Below are 22,613 nucleotides of genomic sequence, written 5' to 3' on the forward strand. Positions count from 1 at the left end.
CATAAAAAGAGGATTAATCATGAGCAGCACCTTTTTCATTCCGTCCGTGAACATGATGGGCATCGGCAGTCTCAAAGAAGCCATGGATGCCATCCGTAAATACGGCTTCCGTCACGCACTGATCGTCACCGATGCGGGCCTGGCCAAGGCAGGCGTAGCGACCAAGGTCGCGGCGCTGCTGCAAGAGCAGGACATCAATGCCACGATCTTCGACGGCGCCAAACCCAACCCGACTGTCAGCAACGTGGAAAAAGGCCTGGAGCAACTCAAGCTCAGCGGCGCCGATTTCATTATTTCCCTCGGTGGCGGTTCGCCCCATGACTGCGCCAAGGGCATCGCTCTGGTGGCGGCCAACGGCGGGGAAATCAGCGATTACGAAGGTGTCGACCAGTCAGCCAAGCCACAAATGCCGCTGATTGCCATCAACACCACGGCCGGCACGGCCAGTGAAATGACCCGCTTCTGCATCATCACCGACGAAACCCGCCACGTGAAAATGGCTATCGTCGACCGCAACGTCACCCCGCTGCTGTCGGTCAACGACCCGGCGCTGATGGCCGCCATGCCCAAGGGCCTGACCGCTGCCACGGGTATGGACGCCCTGACCCACGCCATCGAAGCCTACGTCTCCACCGCCGCCACGCCGATCACCGACGCCTGCGCCCTCAAGGCCGTGGAACTGATCTCCGCCAACCTGCGCACCGCCGTCGCCAACGGCAATGACATGCCCGCGCGGGAAAACATGGCCTATGCGCAGTTCCTCGCGGGCATGGCCTTCAACAATGCTTCGTTGGGTTATGTGCATGCCATGGCGCACCAGTTGGGCGGTTTCTACGACCTGCCCCACGGTGTCTGCAACGCGGTATTGCTGCCCCATGTGGAAAGCTTCAACGCCAGCGTCTGCCCGGCTCGCCTGAAAGATGTAGCCACCGCCATGGGCATCGACACCCAGCGTCTGGACAACACCGAAGGCGCAGCGGCGGCCATTGCGGCCATTCGCAAACTGTCGGGAGATATCGGCATTCCGGGCGGCCTGGCCGAACTGGGCGCCAAGGCTGACGACATCCCGACCCTGGCCGCCAACGCCATGAAAGACGCTTGCGGCTTCACCAACCCGCGCCCGGCGAATCAGGGCGAGATCGAAGAGATTTTCCGTATTGCGATGTGATGCCTGACCACATCAGGAGCCCCTCGGGGCTCCTTTTTTGCCTCTGGTCTGTGGGAGCGAGGCTTGCCCGCGAAGGCGATATTCCTGCCGCAGAAAATGCGTCGGATGTGCCGGCCTCTTCGCGGGCAAGCCTCGCTCCCACATATCCACCGCAGGTCTGATGATCCCTCCAGCTATTAACTCTCCCCACTCTCCTCAACCAGCGCCTTGGTCTTGCTATGCGGATCCTGCACCTTGACCGACGGATACTGCGACGACGCGTAGCGCACCACCAGAATCGCAAACGCCAGCAGCAGAATCCCGCCGCACAGGTAGATGATGCCGATATCCGGTGGGTTATGGTGCGAGACGTCGGAGATCAGCAGGCGCGTCAGGGCCGTGATCGCCACGTAGATCAGGAAGCGCACGGGCATATGGTTGGTCTTGAAATAAATCCCGACCATCGCCCCCAGTTCCAGGTAGATGAACAGCAACAGGATGTCATCGACGGCAATGTGGCCCTTTTCCAGCATGCCCAGGAACGCCATGACCGCCGCCCACGCCGTGACCCCGCCGATGGCGAACAGCGCCAGATAGTGGAAGCTTTCGACGAACAGGTTGCCCAGTGATTCAGCACAGTTATGTACGCGCTGACGCAAGGTTTCAGCCCAGTTGATTTTCACGATGTACTTCCTTGATCAGACGATTGGAGCGTAGCGCCCAAGCGTGACGCTTTGAGCGACAGGCTTTTTAAAGCAGGATCAGGGCCATTGGCTATGGTTGAGGGCGTGACGGGTTGTCGCAAGGTGTAAAAAAGACTGCAATCCCCCCTGTTCAGCAGGCGGGTATTTGGACTATCCTGACACCTGTATAAATACACAGTAATTGCTAAAGGCCGGTATGCGGCCCCGGCACACCAGAACAGACTGCAACCTTCAATCGGGGATTAGCCCCTAACAGACGAGGCCGAATATGGCTGTTGAAACCCTGTATCGCAGTACCCGCGACTTGGAGACTACATTCGTGGACCGCAAACTCGCCGATGCACACGACCAGATGCTCGAACTGGCCGAATCCCTGACCGCGACCCTGATCAAGAACGTCCCGGACCTGGCCGAAAACCTGGCTGAAGATATCGGCATCTTCATGGCCAAGAACCGCACGGTGTTTGCGGCGGCGTTCAAGAACAATGCGGCGGCATTGGAAGAGCTGGATCAGCCTGCTGCGAGCGAGTGATTTGAATTGGCCCCACATGGGTCATGTGGGACCGGCTTCAGCCGGGAAGGCAATGTGACAGGCAATAAAAATACACCGGTCATACCTGCGCCTTCCCGGCTAAAGCCGGTCCCACAAAATCCAACCGCGTTAACCTGCAAGGTTACGCGTTGACGGGTTTCTGCAGCCATCCATTGCCATTCTCACGGGGCAAAGGTGGCAGCTATGTGCAGGGTGAGAATACCGGTTATAGGCACCCGGCCAGACCGAGGTCTGCCTGCACACAACTGCCATATGCAATGACAGCCTGTGCCTATATAAAAGCCGGGTTCTCACGCCCGATCACTGATTCGTCAGTGACGGCGCGCAGACTAGTCCCGGAAATTTGCAGGCACAAGCGGCTGAGATCGTTAAGGAAATTTCACTCAAGATAAAGAAAGCGATCCTTCAGATTCATCACTTTTCTTGTAAGACTTGTCCTGCAAACACAGCAAAAATCCTGAAAAAAAGCACAAAACCTGTGGGAGCGAGGCTTGCCCGCGAAGACAATGTGTCAGGCGCAAAAAATGCGTCAGACGTACCGGCCTCTTCGCGGCGGTGCGGCGGTCCGACAAGCCTCGCTCCCACAAGGACCGCATGAGTGCGATCGGCTCAATACTGCTGCTGCCCCGGAATCCAGTTAGTCCCGGCCAACGGCACTCGCGCCATGGCCGCCGATTCAACGGTCAGTGCCACCAGGTCTTCCGGATCGAGGTTATGCAGGTGCGACTTGCCGCACGCACGGGCCATGGTCTGGGCTTCCAGCACCAGTACGCGCAGGTAGTTGGCCAGACGACGGCCGCCTTCCACCGGGTCGAGGCGCTTGGACAGTTCCGGGTCTTGGGTAGTGATACCAGCCGGGTCACGGCCGTTCTGCCAGTCATCGTAGAAACCGGCTGCCGAGCCGATCTTCTTCAGCTCCTCGTCCAGACGCGGGTGGTTGTCGCCCAGGGCGATCAGTGCCGCCGTGCCAATGGCTACTGCGTCAGCGCCCAACGCCATGGCCTTGGCCACATCGGCGCCGTTGCGGATACCGCCCGAGACGATCAACTGCACCTTGCGATGCATGCCCATCTCTTGCAGCGCCTGAACCGCTTGCGGGATGGCCGGCAGAATCGGGATGCCGACGTGTTCGATAAACACTTCCTGGGTCGCCGCCGTGCCGCCCTGCATGCCGTCGAGGACGATCACATCGGCACCGGCTTTTACCGCCAGCTTGACGTCGTAGTACGGGCGGCTGGCGCCGATTTTCACGTAGATGGGTTTTTCCCAGTCGGTGATTTCACGGATCTCGGCGATCTTGATTGCCAGGTCGTCGGGGCCGGTCCAGTCCGGGTGACGGCAGGCCGAACGCTGGTCCACACCGACGGGCAAGGTGCGCATACCGGCCACACGCTCGGTGACTTTCATGCCCAACAGCATGCCGCCGCCGCCCGGCTTGGCGCCCTGGCCGAGGACGATTTCAATGGCGTCGGCCTTGCGCAGGTCGTCGGGGTTCATGCCGTAGCGTGACGGCAGGTATTGATACACCAGATGCTGCGATTGGCCGCGTTCTTCCGGGGTCATGCCGCCGTCCCCGGTGGTGGTGCTGGTCCCGGCGATGGTGGCGCCACGGCCCAGGGCTTCTTTGGCATTGGCCGACAGCGCACCAAAGCTCATGCCGGCGATGGTCACCGGGATTTTCAGGTGCAGCGGCTTCTTGGCGAAGCGGTTGCCGAGGATGACGTCGGTGCCGCATTTCTCGCGGTAGCCTTCCAGCGGGTAACGCGACACGCTGGCGCCGAGCAGCAGCAGGTCATCGAAGTGCGGCAGCTTGCGCTTGGTGCCGCCGCCGCGAATGTCGTAGATGCCGGTTTCGGCGGCACGCTGGATTTCCTGAATGGTCAGACGGTCGAAGGTGGCCGATTCACGCAGTACTGGAGGTGCCTTTGGGGTTTGCGAATCACTCATGTTCTTGCTCCTGAATCAGTACGCGGACGCGTTATCGACTTTGAAGTTGTACAGCTGACGGGCCGAGCCATAGCGCTTGAAGTCCGCGGCCTTTTCGTTGAAACCGGCGCGGTTAAGCAGCTCTTGCAGCTCTTCCAGGTGCTCGGCGCGCATCTCTTTGGCGATGCAGTCCGAGCCCAGGGACTCGACCTTGCCTTTGACGTAGATGCGGGTTTCGTACAGCGAATCGCCCAGGGCATCCCCGGCGTCGCCACACACCACCAGACGCCCGGCCTGGCCCATGAAGCAGCTCATATGGCCGATGCTGCCGCCAACCACGATGTCGATGCCTTTCATGGAAATGCCGCAACGGGCACCGGCATCACCTTCGATGACCAACAGCCCGCCGTGAGCCGTGGCCCCGGCTGCCTGCGAAGCACTGCCCTTGACCCGCACATAGCCGGACATCATGTTTTCCGCGCAGCCCACACCGACGTTGCCGTGCACGGTGATATTGGCTTTCTGATTCATGCCCGCGCAGTAGTAACCGGCGTGGCCCTGGATATCGATGGATACCGCTTCGTTGACGCCGACCGCCAGGTTGTGAGCGCCGTTGGCGTGGGTCACGACCCATTCGCGGTCTTGAACGTTGTTGACCTGGTCGTGCAGCGCCTGATTGAGATCACGCACGGTGGCAGTGGAAAGATCGATGGTTTTCATGTGCGTGCTCCTTAAGCCGACTCGCGTTCCCAGATGTACATGGTGGCCGGGACAGGTTCCCAGACCTTGGCTTTTTCAATGCCCGGCAGGCTCGACAGCGCCTGGTATTCCGAGGCCATAGCGACGTAGTCGTCGGTCTCGGCGAGGATCGCCGGCTTGCAGGCAATCGGATCGCGGATCACCGCAAAACCGTTGCGCGTGCCGATGGCGAAGGTGAAAAAGCCGTCCAGCGCTTCGAGGGAGTTATCCAGCGCCTGCTTGAGCGAATCGCCCTGCTGCAGGCGCCAGGCCAGGTAACCGGCGGCGACTTCGGTGTCGTTTTCGGTTTCAAAATGGATGCCTTCGCGGCGCAGTTCCTGACGCAGGCGGAAGTGGTTGGACAGCGAGCCGTTATGCACCAGGCACAGGTCGGCACCGGTGGAAAACGGGTGACTGCCTTCCATGGTCACCGCGCTTTCGGTGGCCATGCGGGTGTGGCCGATGATGTGACTGCCCTTCATGGAACCCAGGCCGAAACGCTCGGAAATCTCTTTCGGCAAACCCATGCCCTTGAGGATTTCGATGCTTTGCCCGGCGCTCATGATGCGCACCGTTGGCGCCAGCTCAGCCAGGGCCGCGCGGACCACGGCTTCTTCAGCCTTGATCTTCAGGACGATGGCCGTAGCGTTCTGGAACCACTCCAGCGGCACGCCCAATTTGGCTTCAATGACCTGGACCAGCATCTTGAAGTCGTAATCTTCAGTGGTCGCCTGCAAGGTCAGCTTGACCCAGCCATCGGCCACTTCATCACCGTAGATGGCGAAGCCGGCACTGTCCGGACCACGGTCGGTCATGGCCGCCAGCATGGGTTCGAACAGCTTGCCGAGCTGGGATTCCAGCGCCGGATTTTTCAGATAAAGACCCACGATTCCGCACATGAAGGCAGTCCTCACTTCGTTCGGGAGCTGCAAGCTACGAGCTGCAAGCTGACCGGGTTAATAGAAAATTATGTGTCCGCCGCGCACTGCTTTTACTTGCAGCTCGTGGCTCGCAGCTCGCAGCTGTTTTTTTAGAAAAACTCGGTATAGCGCTTAACTTCCCAATCACTCACATGGCGGCTGTATTCCACCCACTCCATGCGCTTGAGCTTGATGAATTCGCCGACGATTTCGTTGCCCATCACCTCGGCAAACAGCGGATCGGCTTCCAGTGCGTCGCAGGCTTCTTTCAGCGACTGCGGCAGGGTCTTGATGCCGCGTGCGGCGATTTCTTCAAGGCTCAGTTTGTAAAGGTTCTCGTTGCAGACGTTGTCGATTTCCAGCTGGCGGTCGATGCCATCCAGGCCGGCGGCGATGATCGCGGCGCTGACCAGATACGGGTTGCAACCGGCATCCGGCAGGCGGAATTCCAGGCGGCCGTAGGGCACGCGAACCATGGCCGAGCGGTTGTTGGAACCGAAGGCGATAAAGGCCGGGGCCCAGGTTGCGCCGGACAGGGAGTTGCCCACGACCAGACGCTTGTAGGAATTGACCGTAGGCGCAGCGAAGGCACACAGAGCCGGGCCGTGGGCCAAAAGGCCGGCGGCGAAGTGGTAGGCCATTTTCGACAGGCCCATGCCACTCGGGTCACTGGCGTCGTGAAACAGGTTCTTGTTGCTGGCGCTGGCGATGGACAGGTGGAAGTGCATGCCGTTACCGGCGCGCTTGGGGTCCGGCTTGGGCATGAACGAGCAGATCATGCCCATGTCATTGGCAATCTCGCCCGCAGCCATGCGGAAGAAGGTGAAACGGTCTGCCGATTCCATGGCATCGCTGTAGGTGTAATTGATCTCGAACTGGCCGTTGGCGTCTTCGTGGTCGATTTGATAGATGTCGAAACCCACTGGCTGCAAGGCTTCGGTCAGGCGTTCGAGAAAGGCCCGGGAACGGGACAGGCCCTTGTAGTCGTAGCAGGGCTTGTCGAGGTTATCGCTGGCGTCGACCAGTTGCAGTTTGCCGGCCGCATCTCGCTGGAACAGGCTGAATTCAGGCTCAAGGCCGGTGTTGAGGGTCCAGCCGCGGTCGCTCAGGCGCTGTACTTGCTGTTGCAGCACATAACGGCTGTCGTAAGGCCATGGCTTGCCTTCGACGTGACCGATGCAGACCACCCGGCCGTAGCCCGGCTGCCATGGCACCGGGGTCAGCGACGCCAGATCGCCCTTGGCCATGAAGTCCGGGCCGTGGGGCTCCATGCCCATGCCGGAGATGGCGAACCCGGCGAAACCGGCGCCATCCTCAATGACCATTTCCAGGCCGGAGATCGGCACCGACTTGGTCTTGGCCGAGCCGTGGATGTCCACGAACTGCGCCAGGACATATTTGATCCCGTGTTCCTGAATCAGACGTTGGGTTTCGCTTGGCAACATGGCTGGGCTCCTGATTGGCAACAGCATGACGATGATGTGAAGGTCTTCCCGAGGGCGTCATGCCGTACCGACATCGACCTTTTACCTCAGGGTTAAAATTCCCACAAGGAAATTAACTTTCACAACAGGAATGCAATTGCTTTGCCAATCTCTCGCCACACCCCTCGAAACCGCGCTGGATCCGCGACAGGCTTATCTTATTTATGAGAAAATTCGTTTCCCGGTACGAATATCTGCCCGCGCAAAATTCCCGCCGAGCCTGATGAGCGCCCCGTTAGAGCGCGTAATTGAAATTCCTGCCACAAAAATGGGCGGCACATGAATACAGCGACCGAACCGCAGACCCGTCTCAAGCTCGAGCAGTACCTGGGCATGCAGATCAAGCGACAACGCCAAGCTCAGGACTTGAAGCTGGCGGAAGTCGCGCGCATCGCCGGGATCAGCCAGGGCATGCTGAGCAAGATCGAAAATGCCCAGGTCTCCACCAGCCTCGACACCCTCAGCCGTCTGTGCGACGTGCTGGGTATTCCCATGTCCAAGCTGTTCAGCCAGTACGACCAACAGGGCGGCAGCGCGCTATTGGTGAAGAAGGATGAAGGGCTTGAGGTCGTGCGCCGTGGCACGGAGAAAGGCCACACCTATCACCTGCTCAACCACACCCGTGGGCCGAAGAAGAGTTTCGAGGCCTATATGGTGACCATGGACGACGCCAGCGAGGAATTCCCGACCTTCTCCCACCCCGGCACCGAATTCCTCCATTTGCTCGAAGGTGAATTGGTCTATCGCCACGGCAACCAGCTGTACAAGATGGAAGCCGGCGACAGCCTGACCTTCGATGGCGACGTGCCCCACGGGCCGGAGCAGCTGTTGCAGGTGCCGATCCGGTTGTTGTCGATCATGAATTACGGCAGTAATGGTGAGTAACCCGAGATAGCAATCAAGACACAAATGTTATGGGAGCGAGGCTTGCCCGCGAACAGGCCGGTACATTCGACGCAAATATGTGATCTGAAATATCGCCTTCGCGGGCAAGCCTCGCTCCCACATTTCCAATATCGGCCACTCTCATTTAGTTTCCCCAAGGGAAACTAATTTTCACAAAACCTCTAGACACCCTCCCTCCGCTTCACCTATAAAAGCATCCGCAGGAATAAATTATTCCCCGTGGGATTTTTTATTGACCGGTAAAAACTTCTTTCACCCCCGAACACTCGGTGATGACCTGCCCGTCACCTCCCGAGGATCATTCGTCATGTCGATGCTTCAGAACACCTTCATTCTCAAGGTCAGCTGTGCCGCCACATCCGGCATTGTCGCGGCCGTCACTTCGTACCTCGCCGAAAGCGGCTGCTACATCGGTGAGATGTCGCAGTTCGACGACGAGGGCAGCGGCAAGTTTTTCATGCGCGCGGTGTTTCGTTTCAACGACGGTCGGCAGGGTGAGCTGGACGGCCTCAAGGCGGGCTTCGTGAAGGTGGCCGAGCAGTTCGAGATGGACTGGCAGATGTTCGACAGCAATCAGCCGATGCGCGTGCTGCTGATGGTCAGCAAGTTCGACCATTGCCTCACCGACCTGCTGTACCGCCATCACAAGGGCGAGATGGACATGACCATCACCGCCATCGTCTCCAATCACCTGGACCTGCGGCCCATGGCCGAGCGTGAAGGCATTCGCTTTATCTACCTGCCGGTGACCAAGGACACCAAGGCCCAGCAGGAAGCGGCACTGATGAAGATCGTCGACGAAACCGAAACCGATCTGGTGGTCCTCGCCCGCTATATGCAGATTCTCTCCGATGACCTGTGCCGCCAGCTTTCAGGCCGGGCGATCAATATCCACCACTCGTTCCTGCCCGGCTTCAAGGGCGCCAAGCCCTACCACCAGGCCTACGAGCGCGGCGTGAAGCTGATCGGCGCCACCGCCCACTACGTCACCAGCGACCTGGACGAAGGCCCGATCATCGAGCAGGAAGTGCAGCGCGTCGATCATGCTTATCGTCCGGACGATCTGGTCGCCATCGGTCGCGATACCGAGACCGTGGCCCTTTCCAAGGCGGTGAAATTCCATCTGCAACACCGGGTTTTCCTCAACAACGACCGCACGGTGATTTTCAAATGAACAGCGCCCAACTGATCGATGGCAAGGCCGCCGCCGCGCGGGTTCTGCAACAGGTGAAAGTGGATGTGGCGAGCATGGTCGCGGACGGCATTCAGCCGTGCCTGGCGGTGATTCTGGTCGGGGAAGACCCGGCCAGCCAGGTCTATGTGCGCAACAAGATCCTGCGGGCCGAGGAATGTGGCATTCGCTCCCTTGAGTACAAGCTGGCCGATGACATTGGCGAAGACGAGCTGCTGGAACTGATCCGTCGCCTCAATGCCGACCGCGAAGTGCACGGCATCCTTCTGCAACTGCCGCTGCCGGCCCATATCGAAGAAACCCTGGCGCTGCAGGCCATTGATCCGGGCAAGGACGTCGACGGCTTCCATAGCGAGAACGTCGGTGGCCTGAGCCAGGGCCGCAACGTGCTGACGCCTTGCACGCCTTCGGGCTGCATGCAGTTGTTGCACGATACCGTCGGTGATCTGAGCGGCAAGCACGCCGTGGTCATCGGCCGCTCGAATATCGTCGGCAAGCCCATGGCCGCCCTGCTGTTGCAGGCCCATTGCAGCGTCACCGTGCTGCACTCGCGCAGCCAGAACGCCGCCGCGCTGTCGCGCCAGGCCGATATCGTCATCGCCGCCGTCGGTCGCCCGCGGATGATCGACGCCAGCTGGCTCAAGCCTGGCGCCGTGGTCATCGACGTCGGCATCAACCGCATTACCGAAGGCGAGCGCAGCCGCCTGGTCGGAGATGTCGATTTCGACAGCGCCCTGCCGGTGGTCAGCGCCATCACTCCGGTGCCCGGTGGCGTCGGCCCGATGACCATCGCTTTCCTGATGAAAAACACCTTGATCGCCGCGCAACAGCAGGCCAAAACCCACGCCAAATCGGAGGCCCCATGCCCTTCAATCTCTTGAAATACGGGCTGGGCGCCGAATACCCGGCCGAAGTCGATCTGCCGCCGCCCAAGGAACTGAAGTCTTCCTATGACGTGGTGATCATCGGCGGTGGCGGCCATGGTGTGGCCATCGCTTATTACCTGGCCAAGTACCACGGCATCACCAATGTCGCGGTGCTGGAAAAGTCCTACCTGGGTGGTGGTAATACCGCACGTAACACAGCGGTGATTCGCTCAAATTACCTGACCAGCGAAGGCGTGAAGTTCTATATCGAGTCGGTGAAGCTGTTCGAGAACCTGTCCAACGAATTCAACTTCAACGTCATGTATTCCGAGCGCGGCCAACTGACCCTGGCCCACACCGACGCCACCGTGCGTGCGTTCCGCCAGCGTGCCGAAGTGAACAAGCATTTCGGTGGCCGCACGGAAATGATCGACCGCCAGCAGATCCGCGAACTGGTGCCGAGCCTGAACCTCGACCCCGGGCATATTCCGGTGCTGGCCGGGCTCTGGCACATGAGCGGCGGCACTGCCCGCCACGACGCCGTGGCCTGGGGCTATGCCAAAGAGGCCGCCAAGCGCGGCGTGGAGATTCATCAGCTCACCGAAGTACAGGGCCTGGTCATCGAAAACGGCGCCATCACTGCGGTGAAAACCAATCGCGGCACCATCAAGTGCGGTTGCGCAGTGCAAGCGATTGCCGGGGCCAGTTCGCTGATGCTGAAGAAAGCCGGTATCCGCGCACCGATCCATACCTACCCGTTGCAGGCCATGGTCACCCAGCCGTTCAAGCCGTTCCTCGACCCGCTGGTGAGTTCGTCGGCGCTGCACTGCTACGTGCAGCAGACCAGCCGTGGCGAAGTGGTGTTCGGCGGCGGTTCCGATCCATACCCGCTGTACAACACCCGCTCGACCCTGGACCTCAAGGAAAGCCTGCTGGCCCATGCCATCGAGATGTTTCCGTTCCTGGCCAACGCCAAGCTGATGCGCCAGTGGGCCGGGATCACCGACATGACCCCGGACTACAGCCCGATCATGGGCCTTTCACCGGTAAAAAATTATTACCTGGACGCCGGCTGGGGCACCTGGGGCTTCAAGGCCACGCCCATCGTCGGCAAGACCATGGCCGAGATGGTCGCCACCGGCAAGCCCCCGGAGCTGATCGCGCCGTTTGCCCTGGAGCGTTTCTCGCGCTTCATTCAAGTCAACGAGATGGGCGCTACAGCGGCCAGCCACTAGGAGCGGTACACAATGAAACTTCTGCATTGCCCGCTCAACGGGCTGCGCAATATCAGCGAATTCACCTACGGCGGCGAGTTCAAGCGCATGCCGGACCCGGCCACTTGCACTGACCTGGAATGGGCCGACTACGTGTTCAACAGCGATAACGAGGCCGGTGTCGTCACCGAATGGTGGATGCACACGCCATCCAGCTACTGGTTTCTGGCCGAGCGCCACACCGTCACCGATGAAGTGATCCGCACCTTCGATGCCCGGGAAGTGTTCAACGCCCGCGTCGAGTTCGCCGCCAGGGAGATTGCCGGATGAGCCGCCTGCCCGCCCCCATGGGGCTGTTGATCGACCGTGACCAGCCGCTGCGTTTCAGTTTTGATGGCAAGGATTATCAGGGCGTGCAGGGCGATACCGTCGCCAGCGCCCTGCTTGCCAATGGCCGCTTCCTGATGTCGCGTTCGTTCAAGTACCACCGCCCGCGCGGCCCCCTGACCATGGCCGGTCAGGACGCCAACACGCTGGTGCAACTGCCGGAAGAACCGAACGTGCTGGCCGACGCCTACCCGATTCGCGCCGATCTGAAAGTATTCGGGCAGAACTTCAACGGTTCGCTGGATGACGACAAAGACGCCTACATGGGCAAGTTCTCCAAGTTCATGCCCGTGGGTTTCTATTACAAGGCGTTCTTCAAACCCAAGGGCATGTGGAAAGTCTGGGAGCCGATCATTCGCAAGAAGGCCGGCCTCGGTGTGCTGGACCTGAACTTCAAGCCCGAGTATTACGACAAGGCTTACCTGTTCACCGACCTGGCCGTGGTCGGCGCCGGACCTGCCGGTTTGCAGGCCGCCCTGACCGCCGCCAATGCCGGAGCCAAGGTACTGCTGATCGAAGAACAGCCGATCCTCGGCGGCTCCCTGACCTATGCACGCTTCGATGTCGCCGGGACTCGCGCCGAACACCTGCGCACAGAACTGATCAACGCCGTCGAGCAGCACGCCAATATCCGCATCCTCAAAAATGCCGTGTGCAACGCCTGGTTCACCGACAACTACCTGCCGGTGATTCAGGGCAAGCGCATGTACAAGGTGCGGGCGCAGCAGTGTCTGGTAGCCAGCGGTTCGTTCGATCAGCCGGTAATTTTCCGCAATAACGACCTGCCCGGCATCATGCTGACCAGCGCTGCCCAGCGCCTGATGAAGCTGTATGCGGTCAAGCCAGGGCAGCGTGCCGTGGTCCTGACCGGCAACGACGACGGCTACTATGCCGCCCTCGATCTGCTCGAACAGGGCGTCACCGTCGCCGCCCTGCTGGACATGCGCGCGACCCCGGACAACCGCAGCCTGCCCCGCGAGCTGGAACAGCGCGGCATCACCTGTCACGCCAACAGCACCGTCTACGAGGCGCTGCACGAAAAAGGCATGCGCCATGTGACCGCTGTCGATGTGCGGCGCATCACTGGCCAGGGCCAGGTGGAAGCGCGAGGCGAGATCATCCCCTGCGACCTGCTGTGCATGTCCGCCGGGTACATGCCGGTTTATCAGTTGCTGTGCCAGGCGGGCGGCAAGCTCGCTTACGACGAGAGCAGCGCCGAATTCGCCCTCAGCGGTTTGCCGGGCATCCTGCATGTCGCCGGTTCCGTCAACGGGCAGCACCACCTCGACAACGTCCTGGCCGACGCGGGCAATATCGCCGTGGACATCATCCAGGCCCTGGGTCTGCCGGCCTCGGGCAGCAAGCAGGTGCTGATCGACGAAGCCCGAGTGAACTTCCCCTGGCCGATCTTCCCCCATCCCAAGGGCAAGGATTTCGTCGACTTCGATGAGGACCTGCAAGTGCAGGACATCATCAACGCGACCAAATGCGGCTACCGCGATATCCAGCTGGTCAAACGCTTCTCTACCGTTGGCATGGGCCCGTCCCAGGGCCGCCATTCGGCCTTGCCGACAGCGCGTCTGGTCGCGACTTCGACCCAACGCAGCATCAGCGAAACCGGCGTCACCACGGCCCGCCCGCCCTTCTCCCCGGAGAAACTGGCCCACGTCGCCGGGCGCGCGTTCGACCCGTATCGGCAAACGCCCATGCACCGTCGTCACCTCGACGCCGGGGCGAAGATGATGCCCGCCGGTGTCTGGCATCGCCCGGCCTACTACGGCAAGGCCGAGGATCGTGAACGTTGCATGCAGGCCGAAGCCCTGCATGTGCGCAACAAGGTCGGCATCATCGACGTCTCGACCCTCGGCGGCCTCGACGTGCGCGGCCCGGACGCCGCCGAACTGCTCAACCGCATGTACACCTTCGCCTTCCTCAAGCAGCCCGTGGGCCGTTCGCGCTATGCGCTGATGACCAACGAGCACGGCGTGGTGATCGATGACGGCGTGTGTGCACGCTTTGCCGAGAATCACTTCTACGTCACCGCCACTACCAGCGGCGTCGATCGTATCTATCAGCAGATGCTCAAGTGGAACGCTCAGTGGCGGCTGGACGTGGATATCGCCAACGTCACCGCCGCCATCTCGGCAGTCAACGTCGCCGGGCCGGATGCGCGCAAGGTGCTGGAAAAGGTCTGCAGCGACCTCGACCTGAGCCCCGAAGGCTTCCCGTATCTGGGCGTGCGCACCGGCACGGTCGCCGGAATCAAGGCGCGGCTGCTGCGGGTCGGTTTCGTCGGCGAGCTGGGGTATGAAATCCACGTTCCGGCGCGTCATGCCTTGCAGCTCTGGGATGCGCTGATGCTGGCAGGCAAGGAACACGACATTCGCCCGTTCGGCGTCGAGACCCAGCGCCTGCTGCGCCTGGAAAAAGGCCATGTGATCATCAGCCAGGACACCGATGGCATGACCCATCCAGCGGAGATCGACATGGGTTGGGCGGTCAGCCGCACCAAGCCGTTCTTCGTCGGTCGCCGCTCGGTGGACATCCTCGAAGCCCAGCCGCTCAAGCGCAAGCTGGTCGGTTTCACCCTGCCCAAAGGCAGCCCGCAACCGCTGGAAGGCCATCTGGTCCTCGACGGCGCAGATATCAGCGGCAACGTCACCTCCTGCGAGTACTCGTCCACGCTGGGCCAGATCATCGGCCTGGCCTATGCCGGAGCCACCCAGAGCGCGCCGGGGCAGCAGATTCCGATCCGCGTCGAAGGCGGCGTGATGGTCCAGGCCACGGTGGTGCAGCTGCCGTTTTTCGATCCCGATAACCAACGCCAGGAGCGCCAGGCATGAGCAGTCTGCTAGCGGAAAATCTTGAAAAAGGCATCGCCCAGGCGGCGCTGTCACCCTGCGCCCTGCTCGACTTGACGGACCTGCCGCGAGTGGGTTTTCGCGGCAGTTTCAGCGCCGACTATCTGCGCAGCCGCGACTTCGTCCTGCCCGCACAGCCCAACCAGGCTGTGACTCAGGCAGACGGCAGCCATGTGGCGCGGTTGTCCCAGACCGAGTACTTCATCCTCGGCAGCACAAAGGATCAGGGCCAGCGCATTGCCGATGAGGAAGCGCGCTGGGAGCTGGATCATCAGGCCAACTACCTGCTGCCACGTCAGGACAGCCATGCCTGGCTGCAACTGAGCGGTGATTGCGTGGCCGAGGTCATGGCCAAGGTCTGTGGCGTTGACTTGCGTGCACAAAGCTTCCCGGCAGGCGCTGTGGCCCAGACCTCGGTGGCGCGGCTCAACGCCATCGTGATCAACCTCGGCAGCGGGCCGGTGCCGTGCTTCCAGATCCTCTTCGACCGGGCATCGCGGGAATACTTCACCGCAGCGTTGCTGGATGCGATGCAGGAGTTTCAGTAGGTCTCGAGGGCAGCTTTTTCCCTGTGGGACCGGCTTTAGCCGGGAAGACGCCTTCCCGGCTAAAGCCGGTCCCACATTGATCCAATGCCTTCAGCTTCAACAGGTTTCCCAGCATGGACAAAGACACCACCGACTATTGGGTGCCCGCCTTGCAACGCGGGCTTAGCGTGTTGGGCATGTTCAATGCCCAAACCCGCACCCTGAGCATCAATGAAATCGCCACGCGCCTGGGGGTCAGTACTTCGGCCTGCTATCGCATTCTGTTCACCCTGACCGAAATGGGTTACCTGAACAAACTCACCAGCCACTATGAACTCGGCAGCCGGGTGATAAGCGATGGGTTCAGCTACCTGGCCAGCCGCGATATCGTCGAAGTCGCCATGCCCCATCTCAACGCCCTGCGCGATCGCACGTCGCTGTCGTGCCACCTCAGCATCCGCGAGCAGACCGACAGCCTGTACCTCTACCGCGCCTTCGCCGCGCAACGCCTGTCGGTGAATATCCCCATCGGCACGCGTATCACCTGCCACTGCACGGCCATGGGCCGGATTCTGCTGTCGGGGCTGGATGACGGCGAACTCAGCCAGCTCTACCAGAGCGTGCGCCTGGACGGCTACCCGGCCCCGGCGCCACGGACCCTGCCGGAACTATTGGCAATGATCGCGGCGGATCGGCAACAGGCCTGGGTGCTGCATCGTTCGGATTATTCGACGTCGGTAGCGACGGGGATTCGCGATCACAACGGGCAGATCATTGCCGCGATCAACCTGTCCGGGCCGGACGCAGTGATGGACAGCCCCGGCACGCAGCAGCTGATGATTGCCGAGGTGCTGGCCAGCGGTGCGGCGATTTCCCGGGAGTTGGGATTCAGCAAGTTCGTCTGAATCCATTACATTGTGGGGGGAGCCAATAGGGTGGGACCGGCTTTAGCCGGGAAAGCGTCAGCACATTCAGCATCCTCGTGACTGACTGTACGCCTTCCCGGCTAAAGCCGGTCCCACACGGGTATCAACGCAAGCCCCGGATCAATTCGAATACTTGTATCCCACCTCGCCATGGGCCGACAGGTCCAGGCCATCCACTTCGTGCTCTTCATCCACCCGCAGGCCGCGGCACAGCTTCGCCGTTATGGCATAGGCAATCCAGCTGGTCAGCCCGGAGAACAGGATGCTGAACAGCAGCACGCCGCCGTTGACGCCCAGTTGCTCGATCAGGCCGCGCTCGCCGGTAAAACCCAGGCCGCCCAGGACCGGCAGGGCGAAGACCGGGGTCAGCAGGCCGCCGACGATACCGCCGACACCGTGCACGCCGAACACATCAAAGGCGTCGTCCAGGCCGATGATCGGCTTGAGCTTCTCCACCGCCCACAGGCAGATCGGCGCGACGATAAAGCCCAGCAGGATCGCGCCCATCGGCCCGACAAAACCACAGGCCGGAGTGATTGCCACCAGACCGGCAATGGCACCGGAGATCGCCCCGAGCATGCTCGGCTTGCCGCGATGCTTCCACTCCACCAGTTGCCAGGCAATCGCCCCGGCGGCGCTGGCGAGCATGGTGTTGACCATCACCAGCATGGCGAAACCATTGGCCATCAAAGCGCAGCCGCCGCAGAAACCCAGCCAGCCGACCCAGAGCATCGAGCCACCGGTCATGGTCATGGTCATGTTGTGCGGCGCCAGGGCCGAGGTGCCGAAACCGCGACGGCGACCGAGCAGATAAGCGCCGACCAGCGAGGCGATGCCGACGTTGACGTGGACCACATTGCCGCCCGCGAAATCTTGCACGCCAAGGTTGAACACCCAACCACCGCCCCAGGCCATATGAGCCATGGGCACGTAGTTGATGGTCAACCAGATGGCCATGAACACCATCACCGCCGAAAACTTCATGCGCTCGGCAAAACCGCCAACGATGATCGCCGGCGTGATCGCGGCGAACAGCAGCATGAACAGGAAATACAGCAACTCAGGAATGGTCCCGGTCAGCGCATCCGGGCCGACGCCCTTGAGGAACAGCTTGTCCCAGCCGCCGATAAACGCTTGCCAGTCGCCGCCGGGAGCGAAGGTCAGGCTGTAGCCGTAGATGGCGAACAGCACCGACATCAACGAAGCGACCGAGAACACCTGCATCAGAATCGACAGCACATTCTTACTGCGCGCCAGGCCGCCGTAAAACAGCGCCAGGCCAGGCAAGGTCATCAACAGCACCACCAGTGAACAGGTGGCGACGAAGGCGGTATCGCCACTGTTGAGCACCGGCGCATCCGCCGCCCAGGCATTGCCTGCTCCGATTGCCAGTAAGCCTGGCGCCAGATAGCGCACACCGCTTCCTTTGTTTTTCATTGCACGTCCTCTTGAATGAAACGCTGAAATGACCGATTTGCCGGAATAAACATTCCCACAAGGAAATTTTGATTCCCTCAGATAAAGCAAATAAACGGCCAACCTGCGCTCGACTACCCCCAAAGAGGTAGTGAAGACGGGCAATCAGGGGCAAACAGGCGATTAAAGAAAGAGGCATGCCATGCAAGCGTGCGCGGCCGGGCAGCGTGCACACCAAAACGGAGCGCAGTGGAGAGGACTGATCTGTGGAAGATAAATGTGAGCGAATTCATTCGCGAAGAGGCCGGTACATCCACTGCATATTTCTTGCCTGCAACACCGCCTTCGCGAATAAATTCGCTCCCATACAGGTAGATCTGTTGATCCCTTTAATCTAATCGGGCTGCTCCAATGCCTCTACCATCGCCCGGAAAAACCGCGCCGCCTCGCCACCGGTGACCGCGCGGTGGTCGAAGGTCAGGGACAGGGGCAGGATCGGGTGCACCACCACTTCGCCGTTAACCGCCACCGGCTCGTCGCGGATACTGCCCGCTCCGATGATCGCCACTTGCGGCGGGACGACGATGGGGTTGGCGTAGCGGCCGAACAGGGTGCCGAAGTTGGACAGGGTGATGGTCGCGCCCATCATTTCGGCAGGCGGAATGGAGCGGGCCTTGAGGTCGGCGCGCAGGCGGCTCATGCCGTCCTTGAGGTCCTGGGCGTCGCGCTCGCCAACATTGCGCAGCACCGGCACGAACAGGCCGTCCGGGGTGTCGACGGCGATGCCCAGATCGAGCTTTTGATGCTGGCGGATCGACAGGGTTTTGCCGTCGAACCAGCTATTGAGCACCGGTTCCACCGCGCATGCCGCCGCCATGGCCTTGCCCAGGCGAATCAGCGGGTCGCGGGCCTGGCCCCAGAGGTGCAGATCGGCATCGCCAAAAATGGTCACCGGCACCACTTCGGCATGGGAGCGGGCCATGTTCAGGGCCATGCTGCGCCGTACCCCGCGTAGTTTTTCCCCGCCGAAACGATCACGGGCGGCCTGGGCGGCGCCTTCGACATCGGCGCGGGTAATCAAACCGGCGTCGCCACTGCCGCTGAGAGTGCTCAAATCGATGCCCAGTTGCCGGGCCATTTGCCGCACAGCAGGCGTAGCCCGGGCGCCGAGATGCTCGCGAGTGGACGGCGCGGCACCGACGAAGAACTGATCGTCCTGACGGCCGCCACCGCCCTCCAGACGCCCAACCACCGTTCCCGCATCGCCCTCGCCTTCGAATGCCAGTAATGGCTCGCCGACATGCAGAATGTCGCCGTCGCCACCATAGAGCTTGCTGATCACGCCGTCGTAGGGCGCAGGGATATCGACGATGGCCTTGGCGGTTTCCACCGAGACCAGGCGTTGATCGGCCTTGACCGTATCGCCGGCCTTGACGTGCCATTCGACGATTTCCGCTTCCTGCAGACCTTCGCCCAGATCGGGCAGTTTGAAGTATTTCATCACTTACACTCCCACCGTTGGAGCGAGGCTTGCCCGCGAATACGATGGTTTGATCCAGAAGATACGTCGAATGTACCGACCTCTTCGCGGGCAAGCCACGCTCCCACAGGTCCTCTGTCCTCAGCCCCGGTTCTATGACCTAAGCAAAATTCAGTACGCTGTCACAGGCATGCAGAATGTCGTCTACCCCAGGGATATACAGCGACTCCAGCCGATACAGTGGCGGCGGGATATCCGGGGCGGTGACGCGCTGGATCGGCGCCTGCAGGTCGAGCAGCACCCGCTCGTAGAGACTGGCGGCGATTTCTGCGCCGACGCCGCAGGAGCGCGGCGCCTCATGGACGATCACGCAGCGCCCGGTCTTGCGCACCGAGGCTTCGAGGGTGTCCAGGTCCAGGGGCTTGACGCAGGCGACGTCGATCACCTCCGCCGAAACGCCCTGCTCGGCCAATGCCTGAGCCGCCTGCAAGGTCTCGTGCACGCTGGCGCCCCAACTGATCAGGGTGATATCGCTGCCTTCGCGCAGGGTGAAGCAGGTGTCCAATGGCAGGCGCTTGCCGTCGTCGAGCAAGGGTTGCGGGTTCATGCGGTAGAGCCGGGTTGGCTCAAGGAAGATTACCGGATCGGGGTCGTCGATGGCCGCCAGCAACAGGCCGTAGGCCCGGGCCGGTGAAGAAGGAATCACCACGCGCAGCCCCGGGACATGGGCGAACATCGCTTCGGTGCTTTCACTGTGATGTTCCGGCGCGCGAATCCCTGCGCCCATGGGCGTGCGCAGGACCATGGGGCAAGTGATGCGCCCTCGGGTACGGTTGCGCATGCGGCTGGCGTGGGACACCAAGTGCTCCATGGCGGCGTAGATAAAGCCCATGAACTGGATCTCCAGCACCGGCTTCAGGCCCTGCGCGGCCATGCCGACAACCAGGCCGCCGAGCATGGTTTCCGCCAGCGGGGTGTCGATCACGCGCTTGAAACCGAACTCATCGCGCAGGCCCTGGGTGGCGCGGAACACGCCGCCGTTGACGCCTACGTCTTCACCGAGCACCAACACATTTTCATCCTCAGCCATGGCCCGGTGCAGGGCCATATTGACCGCCTCAAGCAGGGTGATTTTTTCACTGGCCATGATCTTCACCTCCGGCGCGACGCTGGGCACGCTCAAGGAACCATTCGCGCTGTTCGGCCAGGGCAGCGGGCCATTGCGCGTAGACGTGGTCCATCACCGACTCAGGGGACTGGGTCCCGGCATTGTCGAAGGCACTGACCGCCTGCTGTACCAGGCCCTGGCATTCGCTGATCAGGGCCTGTTCGCGACCTTCGTCCCACACGCCTTGAGAGGCGAGGAAGGTTTGCAGACGTTTGATCGGTTCTTCCTGCCAGGCCTGCCTGACCTCGTCGGCGGGACGATAGCGGGTCGCATCGTCGGCGGTGGTGTGATCGCCCAGCCGATAGCTCAGGCATTCCAGCAGCACCGGGCCCTTGCCCTGGCGGGTGCGTTCGAGGGCAACCTGCATACGGTCATACACGGCAATAATGTCGTTGCCGTCTACTTGTTCGCCATGGAAGCCCGCGCCCACGGCTTTCTGCGCCAGAGTCGGCGCACCGCACTGGATACGCCGGGGCACGGAGATCGCCCACTGGTTGTTGTTGATGACGAAGACAATCGGCAACTGCCAGGCGCCCGCCACGTTCAGGGCTTCGAGGAAATCGCCCTTACTGGTGGCGCCATCGCCGCAGGTGGTCACCGCGACCCGATGCTCGCCGCGAATCTTGAACGCACTCGCAACGCCACAGGCATGCAAGGCCTGGGTGGCAATGGGCACGCAGAGCGGGAAGTCCTGGGCCACGGCGGGTTCGGCATAGTCACTACCACGCTCGTCACCGCCCCAGTACAGCAGGATTTCCTCCATGCGCACACCGCGCATCAGTTGCACGGCGGTGTCGCGGTAATAAGGGATCAGCACGTCTTCGCTGCGCATCAGGCTGCCGATGGCCACACCTATGGCTTCCTGGCCCAGGGTTGGGGCGTAGGTGCCGATGCGGCCGGTACGTTGCAGGGCGACGGCTTTCTGATCGAACAGGCGGGTCAGGACCATTTGCCGGTAGAGACGGGTCAGCAGGTTGAAATCATCGGCCCAGGCGGGCAGTGGCGTATTGAGTTGACCCTCGGGGGTCAGATAGCGGGTACAGGCGATCTTGTTATTGGACATTGCACACTCCTCACACACAGGTAGGTGTGTTCACCGGGAACTCGCCGCTTGTGGCAGCGTATTCACACCGATAGGGCCGGGTAAGACCCTAATCGGTATTGAGCAGACGCTCCGCCAGATCATCGGCGACATGCGCGGGTGAGCGCTTTTGCGCCTGGGCGTGGGCGTAGACTTCGGTCAGGCGCACACCGATTTTTGCGAGGTGCGCCGTGATGGTGCCCAGATCCTCGCCCTTGTGGCGCAGGGCCGCGTAGATCAGGCCCCCCGCATTGACCACATAGTCCGGAGCGTAGAGGATGCCGCGCTTTTCCAGCTGGTCGGCAACCTGGGCATTACTTAGTTGATTGTTGGCTGAACCTGCCACAGCAGCGCAACGCAATTGCGCCACGCTCTTGCTATTGAGCACCGCCCCGAGGCCGCAGGGCGCGAGAATGTCGCAGGGCGTATTGAGCAGGGCTTCGCAGGCGATGGGGTGAGCGTTGAACTGTTCCATGGCCAGTTGCACCTTGCCGTGGTCGGAATCGCTGACCAACAGATCGGCCCCTGCCGCGTGCAACTGCGCGGCCAAGGCATAGCCGACATGACCCAGGCCCTGGATGGCGATGCGCAGCCCTTCGAGATTATCGCTGCCCAGCCGCGCCATGGCCGTGGCGCGAATCCCGGCGTACACGCCCATGGCGGTGTGGGGTGACGGATCGCCTTCAGCGGTGGTGCTGGTGACGTGCCGGGTGTGCTGGGCGATGCAGTCCATATCCTCGCTGGAAGTGCCACTTTCCACGGCGGTGATATAGCGCCCGTCGAGGGTTTCGATGAAGCGCCCCAGCGCTTCGAACAACGCACCACGATTGGCCACATGGGCCGGGCGCATGATGATCGCCTTGCCGCCACCATGGGGCAGGCCGGCGAGAACGGCTTTGTAACTCATATTTCTGGCCAAACGAATGGCATCTTCAATAGCGCTCTGTTCGTCTGGATAGGGAAGATAGCGGCAGCCGCCCAGCGCCGGACCTTTCAGGCTGCTGTGAATGGCAATGACGGCCTTGAGACCGGTTTCAGGATCGACAACCAGGTGCAGTGTCTGAACCCGTGCGTTTTGCATGAGAGCGAACATCGGCAGTGCTCCCTTGTATTTTTC

The 22,613-nt window shown here is 61.3% G+C and carries 20 protein-coding genes; 10 read left to right on the forward strand and 10 right to left on the reverse strand.

The genetic code is table 11. The features are described 5' to 3' along the window. The first annotated feature begins 19 nt into the window (after positions 1-19). Positions 20-1,168, forward strand: a complete 1,149-nt coding sequence (yiaY, locus tag AC1Z24_RS26055) for an L-threonine dehydrogenase (RefSeq protein ID WP_483743284.1) — start codon at positions 20-22, stop codon at positions 1,166-1,168. Between the two features lie 176 nt (positions 1,169-1,344). On the opposite strand, the gene AC1Z24_RS26060 is transcribed toward yiaY, so the two are convergent. Then, positions 1,345-1,830 carry a phosphate-starvation-inducible protein PsiE gene (locus AC1Z24_RS26060; protein ID WP_259107335.1) on the reverse strand — a complete coding sequence of 162 codons (486 nt, stop codon included), beginning with the start codon at positions 1,828-1,830 and terminating at the stop codon, positions 1,345-1,347. Between the two features lie 289 nt (positions 1,831-2,119). Between AC1Z24_RS26060 and AC1Z24_RS26065 the strand changes: the two genes are divergently transcribed. Continuing rightward, a complete protein-coding gene (locus AC1Z24_RS26065) occupies positions 2,120-2,383 on the forward strand; it encodes a YebG family protein (RefSeq protein WP_259107332.1) in 264 nt (87 codons plus the stop codon). Positions 2,384-3,013: 630 nt separating this feature from the next. Here AC1Z24_RS26065 and AC1Z24_RS26070 read toward each other — a convergent pair. From AC1Z24_RS26070 to glnT, 4 genes are all read right to left on the reverse strand, one after another. Further along, positions 3,014-4,351, reverse strand: a complete 1,338-nt coding sequence (locus tag AC1Z24_RS26070) for an FMN-binding glutamate synthase family protein (protein WP_259107330.1) — start codon at positions 4,349-4,351, stop codon at positions 3,014-3,016. Between the two features lie 15 nt (positions 4,352-4,366). Then, a complete protein-coding gene (locus AC1Z24_RS26075; protein WP_259107327.1) occupies positions 4,367-5,050 on the reverse strand; it encodes a GltB/FmdC/FwdC-like GXGXG domain-containing protein in 684 nt (227 codons plus the stop codon). A gap of 11 nt (positions 5,051-5,061) precedes the next feature. Then, positions 5,062-5,967, reverse strand: a complete 906-nt coding sequence (locus AC1Z24_RS26080) for a class II glutamine amidotransferase (RefSeq protein ID WP_483743285.1) — start codon at positions 5,965-5,967, stop codon at positions 5,062-5,064. A 131-nt stretch (positions 5,968-6,098) separates the two neighbouring features. Next, positions 6,099-7,433: a type III glutamate--ammonia ligase gene (glnT, locus tag AC1Z24_RS26085; protein WP_483743286.1), complete on the reverse strand. Its 1,335-nt coding sequence runs from the start codon at positions 7,431-7,433 to the stop codon at positions 6,099-6,101. A gap of 318 nt (positions 7,434-7,751) precedes the next feature. On the opposite strand from glnT, the gene AC1Z24_RS26090 reads away from it, so the two are divergent. The 8 genes from AC1Z24_RS26090 to AC1Z24_RS26125 all read left to right on the forward strand — a co-directional run bounded on the left by AC1Z24_RS26090 (position 7,752) and on the right by AC1Z24_RS26125 (position 16,330). After that, a complete protein-coding gene (locus tag AC1Z24_RS26090) occupies positions 7,752-8,357 on the forward strand; it encodes a helix-turn-helix domain-containing protein (protein WP_259107321.1) in 606 nt (201 codons plus the stop codon). A gap of 328 nt (positions 8,358-8,685) precedes the next feature. Beyond that, positions 8,686-9,552 (forward strand): formyltetrahydrofolate deformylase, encoded by an 867-nt coding sequence (gene purU, locus AC1Z24_RS26095; protein WP_483743287.1) that lies wholly within the window; start codon positions 8,686-8,688, stop codon positions 9,550-9,552. Continuing rightward, positions 9,549-10,451: a bifunctional methylenetetrahydrofolate dehydrogenase/methenyltetrahydrofolate cyclohydrolase FolD gene (gene folD / locus AC1Z24_RS26100; protein ID WP_483743288.1), complete on the forward strand. Its 903-nt coding sequence runs from the start codon at positions 9,549-9,551 to the stop codon at positions 10,449-10,451. The genes purU and folD overlap by 4 nt, the downstream gene beginning before the upstream one ends. Further along, entirely contained in the window at positions 10,433-11,671 is a 1,239-nt protein-coding gene (locus tag AC1Z24_RS26105) for an FAD-dependent oxidoreductase (protein ID WP_483743289.1), read from the forward strand. Before folD ends, AC1Z24_RS26105 begins: the two co-directional genes overlap by 19 nt. Before the next feature lie 12 nt (positions 11,672-11,683). Next, positions 11,684-11,980: a sarcosine oxidase subunit delta gene (locus AC1Z24_RS26110; protein WP_259107311.1), complete on the forward strand. Its 297-nt coding sequence runs from the start codon at positions 11,684-11,686 to the stop codon at positions 11,978-11,980. Then, a complete protein-coding gene (locus AC1Z24_RS26115; RefSeq protein WP_483743290.1) occupies positions 11,977-14,880 on the forward strand; it encodes a 2Fe-2S iron-sulfur cluster-binding protein in 2,904 nt (967 codons plus the stop codon). Before AC1Z24_RS26110 ends, AC1Z24_RS26115 begins: the two co-directional genes overlap by 4 nt. Continuing rightward, entirely contained in the window at positions 14,877-15,446 is a 570-nt protein-coding gene (locus tag AC1Z24_RS26120) for a sarcosine oxidase subunit gamma (RefSeq protein ID WP_483743291.1), read from the forward strand. Before AC1Z24_RS26115 ends, AC1Z24_RS26120 begins: the two co-directional genes overlap by 4 nt. 113 nt (positions 15,447-15,559) lie before the next feature. Beyond that, complete coding sequence (locus AC1Z24_RS26125; RefSeq protein ID WP_483743292.1) at positions 15,560-16,330, forward strand: IclR family transcriptional regulator; 771 nt, start codon at positions 15,560-15,562, stop codon at positions 16,328-16,330. 141 nt (positions 16,331-16,471) lie between these two features. Here the strand turns inward: AC1Z24_RS26125 and AC1Z24_RS26130 are convergent, their stop codons facing one another. From AC1Z24_RS26130 to AC1Z24_RS26150, 5 genes are all read right to left on the reverse strand, one after another. Further along, a complete protein-coding gene (locus tag AC1Z24_RS26130) occupies positions 16,472-17,788 on the reverse strand; it encodes an ammonium transporter (RefSeq protein ID WP_483743293.1) in 1,317 nt (438 codons plus the stop codon). 373 nt (positions 17,789-18,161) lie between these two features. Then, positions 18,162-19,268: a dihydrolipoamide acetyltransferase family protein gene (locus AC1Z24_RS26135; RefSeq protein WP_483743294.1), complete on the reverse strand. Its 1,107-nt coding sequence runs from the start codon at positions 19,266-19,268 to the stop codon at positions 18,162-18,164. 139 nt (positions 19,269-19,407) lie between these two features. Next, a complete protein-coding gene (locus tag AC1Z24_RS26140) occupies positions 19,408-20,394 on the reverse strand; it encodes an alpha-ketoacid dehydrogenase subunit beta (RefSeq protein WP_483743295.1) in 987 nt (328 codons plus the stop codon). After that, positions 20,384-21,478 (reverse strand): pyruvate dehydrogenase (acetyl-transferring) E1 component subunit alpha, encoded by a 1,095-nt coding sequence (pdhA, locus tag AC1Z24_RS26145; RefSeq protein WP_483743296.1) that lies wholly within the window; start codon positions 21,476-21,478, stop codon positions 20,384-20,386. Before pdhA ends, AC1Z24_RS26140 begins: the two co-directional genes overlap by 11 nt. 88 nt (positions 21,479-21,566) lie before the next feature. Next, the gene (locus AC1Z24_RS26150) at positions 21,567-22,589 is read right to left on the reverse strand and encodes a Leu/Phe/Val dehydrogenase (RefSeq protein ID WP_483743297.1); all 1,023 of its coding nucleotides are present in this window, start codon (positions 22,587-22,589) and stop codon (positions 21,567-21,569) included. Positions 22,590-22,613 lie beyond the last annotated feature (24 nt).

It is taken from the genome of Pseudomonas sp. JL23 (genome assembly GCF_056933585.1).

Excerpts from the sequence above, each read along its gene's own strand:
- yiaY (WP_483743284.1), top strand. The coding sequence starts at position 20 with ATGAGCAGCACCTTTTTCATTCCGTCCGTGAACATGATGGGCATCGGC.
- AC1Z24_RS26065 (WP_259107332.1), top strand. The coding sequence starts at position 2,120 with ATGGCTGTTGAAACCCTGTATCGCAGTACCCGCGACTTGGAGACTACA.
- AC1Z24_RS26070 (WP_259107330.1), bottom strand. The coding sequence starts at position 4,351 with ATGAGTGATTCGCAAACCCCAAAGGCACCTCCAGTACTGCGTGAATCG.
- AC1Z24_RS26075 (WP_259107327.1), bottom strand. The coding sequence starts at position 5,050 with ATGAAAACCATCGATCTTTCCACTGCCACCGTGCGTGATCTCAATCAG.
- AC1Z24_RS26080 (WP_483743285.1), bottom strand. The coding sequence starts at position 5,967 with ATGTGCGGAATCGTGGGTCTTTATCTGAAAAATCCGGCGCTGGAATCC.
- glnT (WP_483743286.1), bottom strand. The coding sequence starts at position 7,433 with ATGTTGCCAAGCGAAACCCAACGTCTGATTCAGGAACACGGGATCAAA.
- AC1Z24_RS26090 (WP_259107321.1), top strand. The coding sequence starts at position 7,752 with ATGAATACAGCGACCGAACCGCAGACCCGTCTCAAGCTCGAGCAGTAC.
- purU (WP_483743287.1), top strand. The coding sequence starts at position 8,686 with ATGTCGATGCTTCAGAACACCTTCATTCTCAAGGTCAGCTGTGCCGCC.
- folD (WP_483743288.1), top strand. The coding sequence starts at position 9,549 with ATGAACAGCGCCCAACTGATCGATGGCAAGGCCGCCGCCGCGCGGGTT.
- AC1Z24_RS26105 (WP_483743289.1), top strand. The coding sequence starts at position 10,433 with ATGCCCTTCAATCTCTTGAAATACGGGCTGGGCGCCGAATACCCGGCC.
- AC1Z24_RS26110 (WP_259107311.1), top strand. The coding sequence starts at position 11,684 with ATGAAACTTCTGCATTGCCCGCTCAACGGGCTGCGCAATATCAGCGAA.
- AC1Z24_RS26115 (WP_483743290.1), top strand. The coding sequence starts at position 11,977 with ATGAGCCGCCTGCCCGCCCCCATGGGGCTGTTGATCGACCGTGACCAG.
- AC1Z24_RS26120 (WP_483743291.1), top strand. The coding sequence starts at position 14,877 with ATGAGCAGTCTGCTAGCGGAAAATCTTGAAAAAGGCATCGCCCAGGCG.
- AC1Z24_RS26125 (WP_483743292.1), top strand. The coding sequence starts at position 15,560 with ATGGACAAAGACACCACCGACTATTGGGTGCCCGCCTTGCAACGCGGG.
- AC1Z24_RS26130 (WP_483743293.1), bottom strand. The coding sequence starts at position 17,788 with ATGAAAAACAAAGGAAGCGGTGTGCGCTATCTGGCGCCAGGCTTACTG.
- AC1Z24_RS26135 (WP_483743294.1), bottom strand. The coding sequence starts at position 19,268 with ATGAAATACTTCAAACTGCCCGATCTGGGCGAAGGTCTGCAGGAAGCG.
- AC1Z24_RS26140 (WP_483743295.1), bottom strand. The coding sequence starts at position 20,394 with ATGGCCAGTGAAAAAATCACCCTGCTTGAGGCGGTCAATATGGCCCTG.
- pdhA (WP_483743296.1), bottom strand. The coding sequence starts at position 21,478 with ATGTCCAATAACAAGATCGCCTGTACCCGCTATCTGACCCCCGAGGGT.
- AC1Z24_RS26150 (WP_483743297.1), bottom strand. The coding sequence starts at position 22,589 with ATGTTCGCTCTCATGCAAAACGCACGGGTTCAGACACTGCACCTGGTT.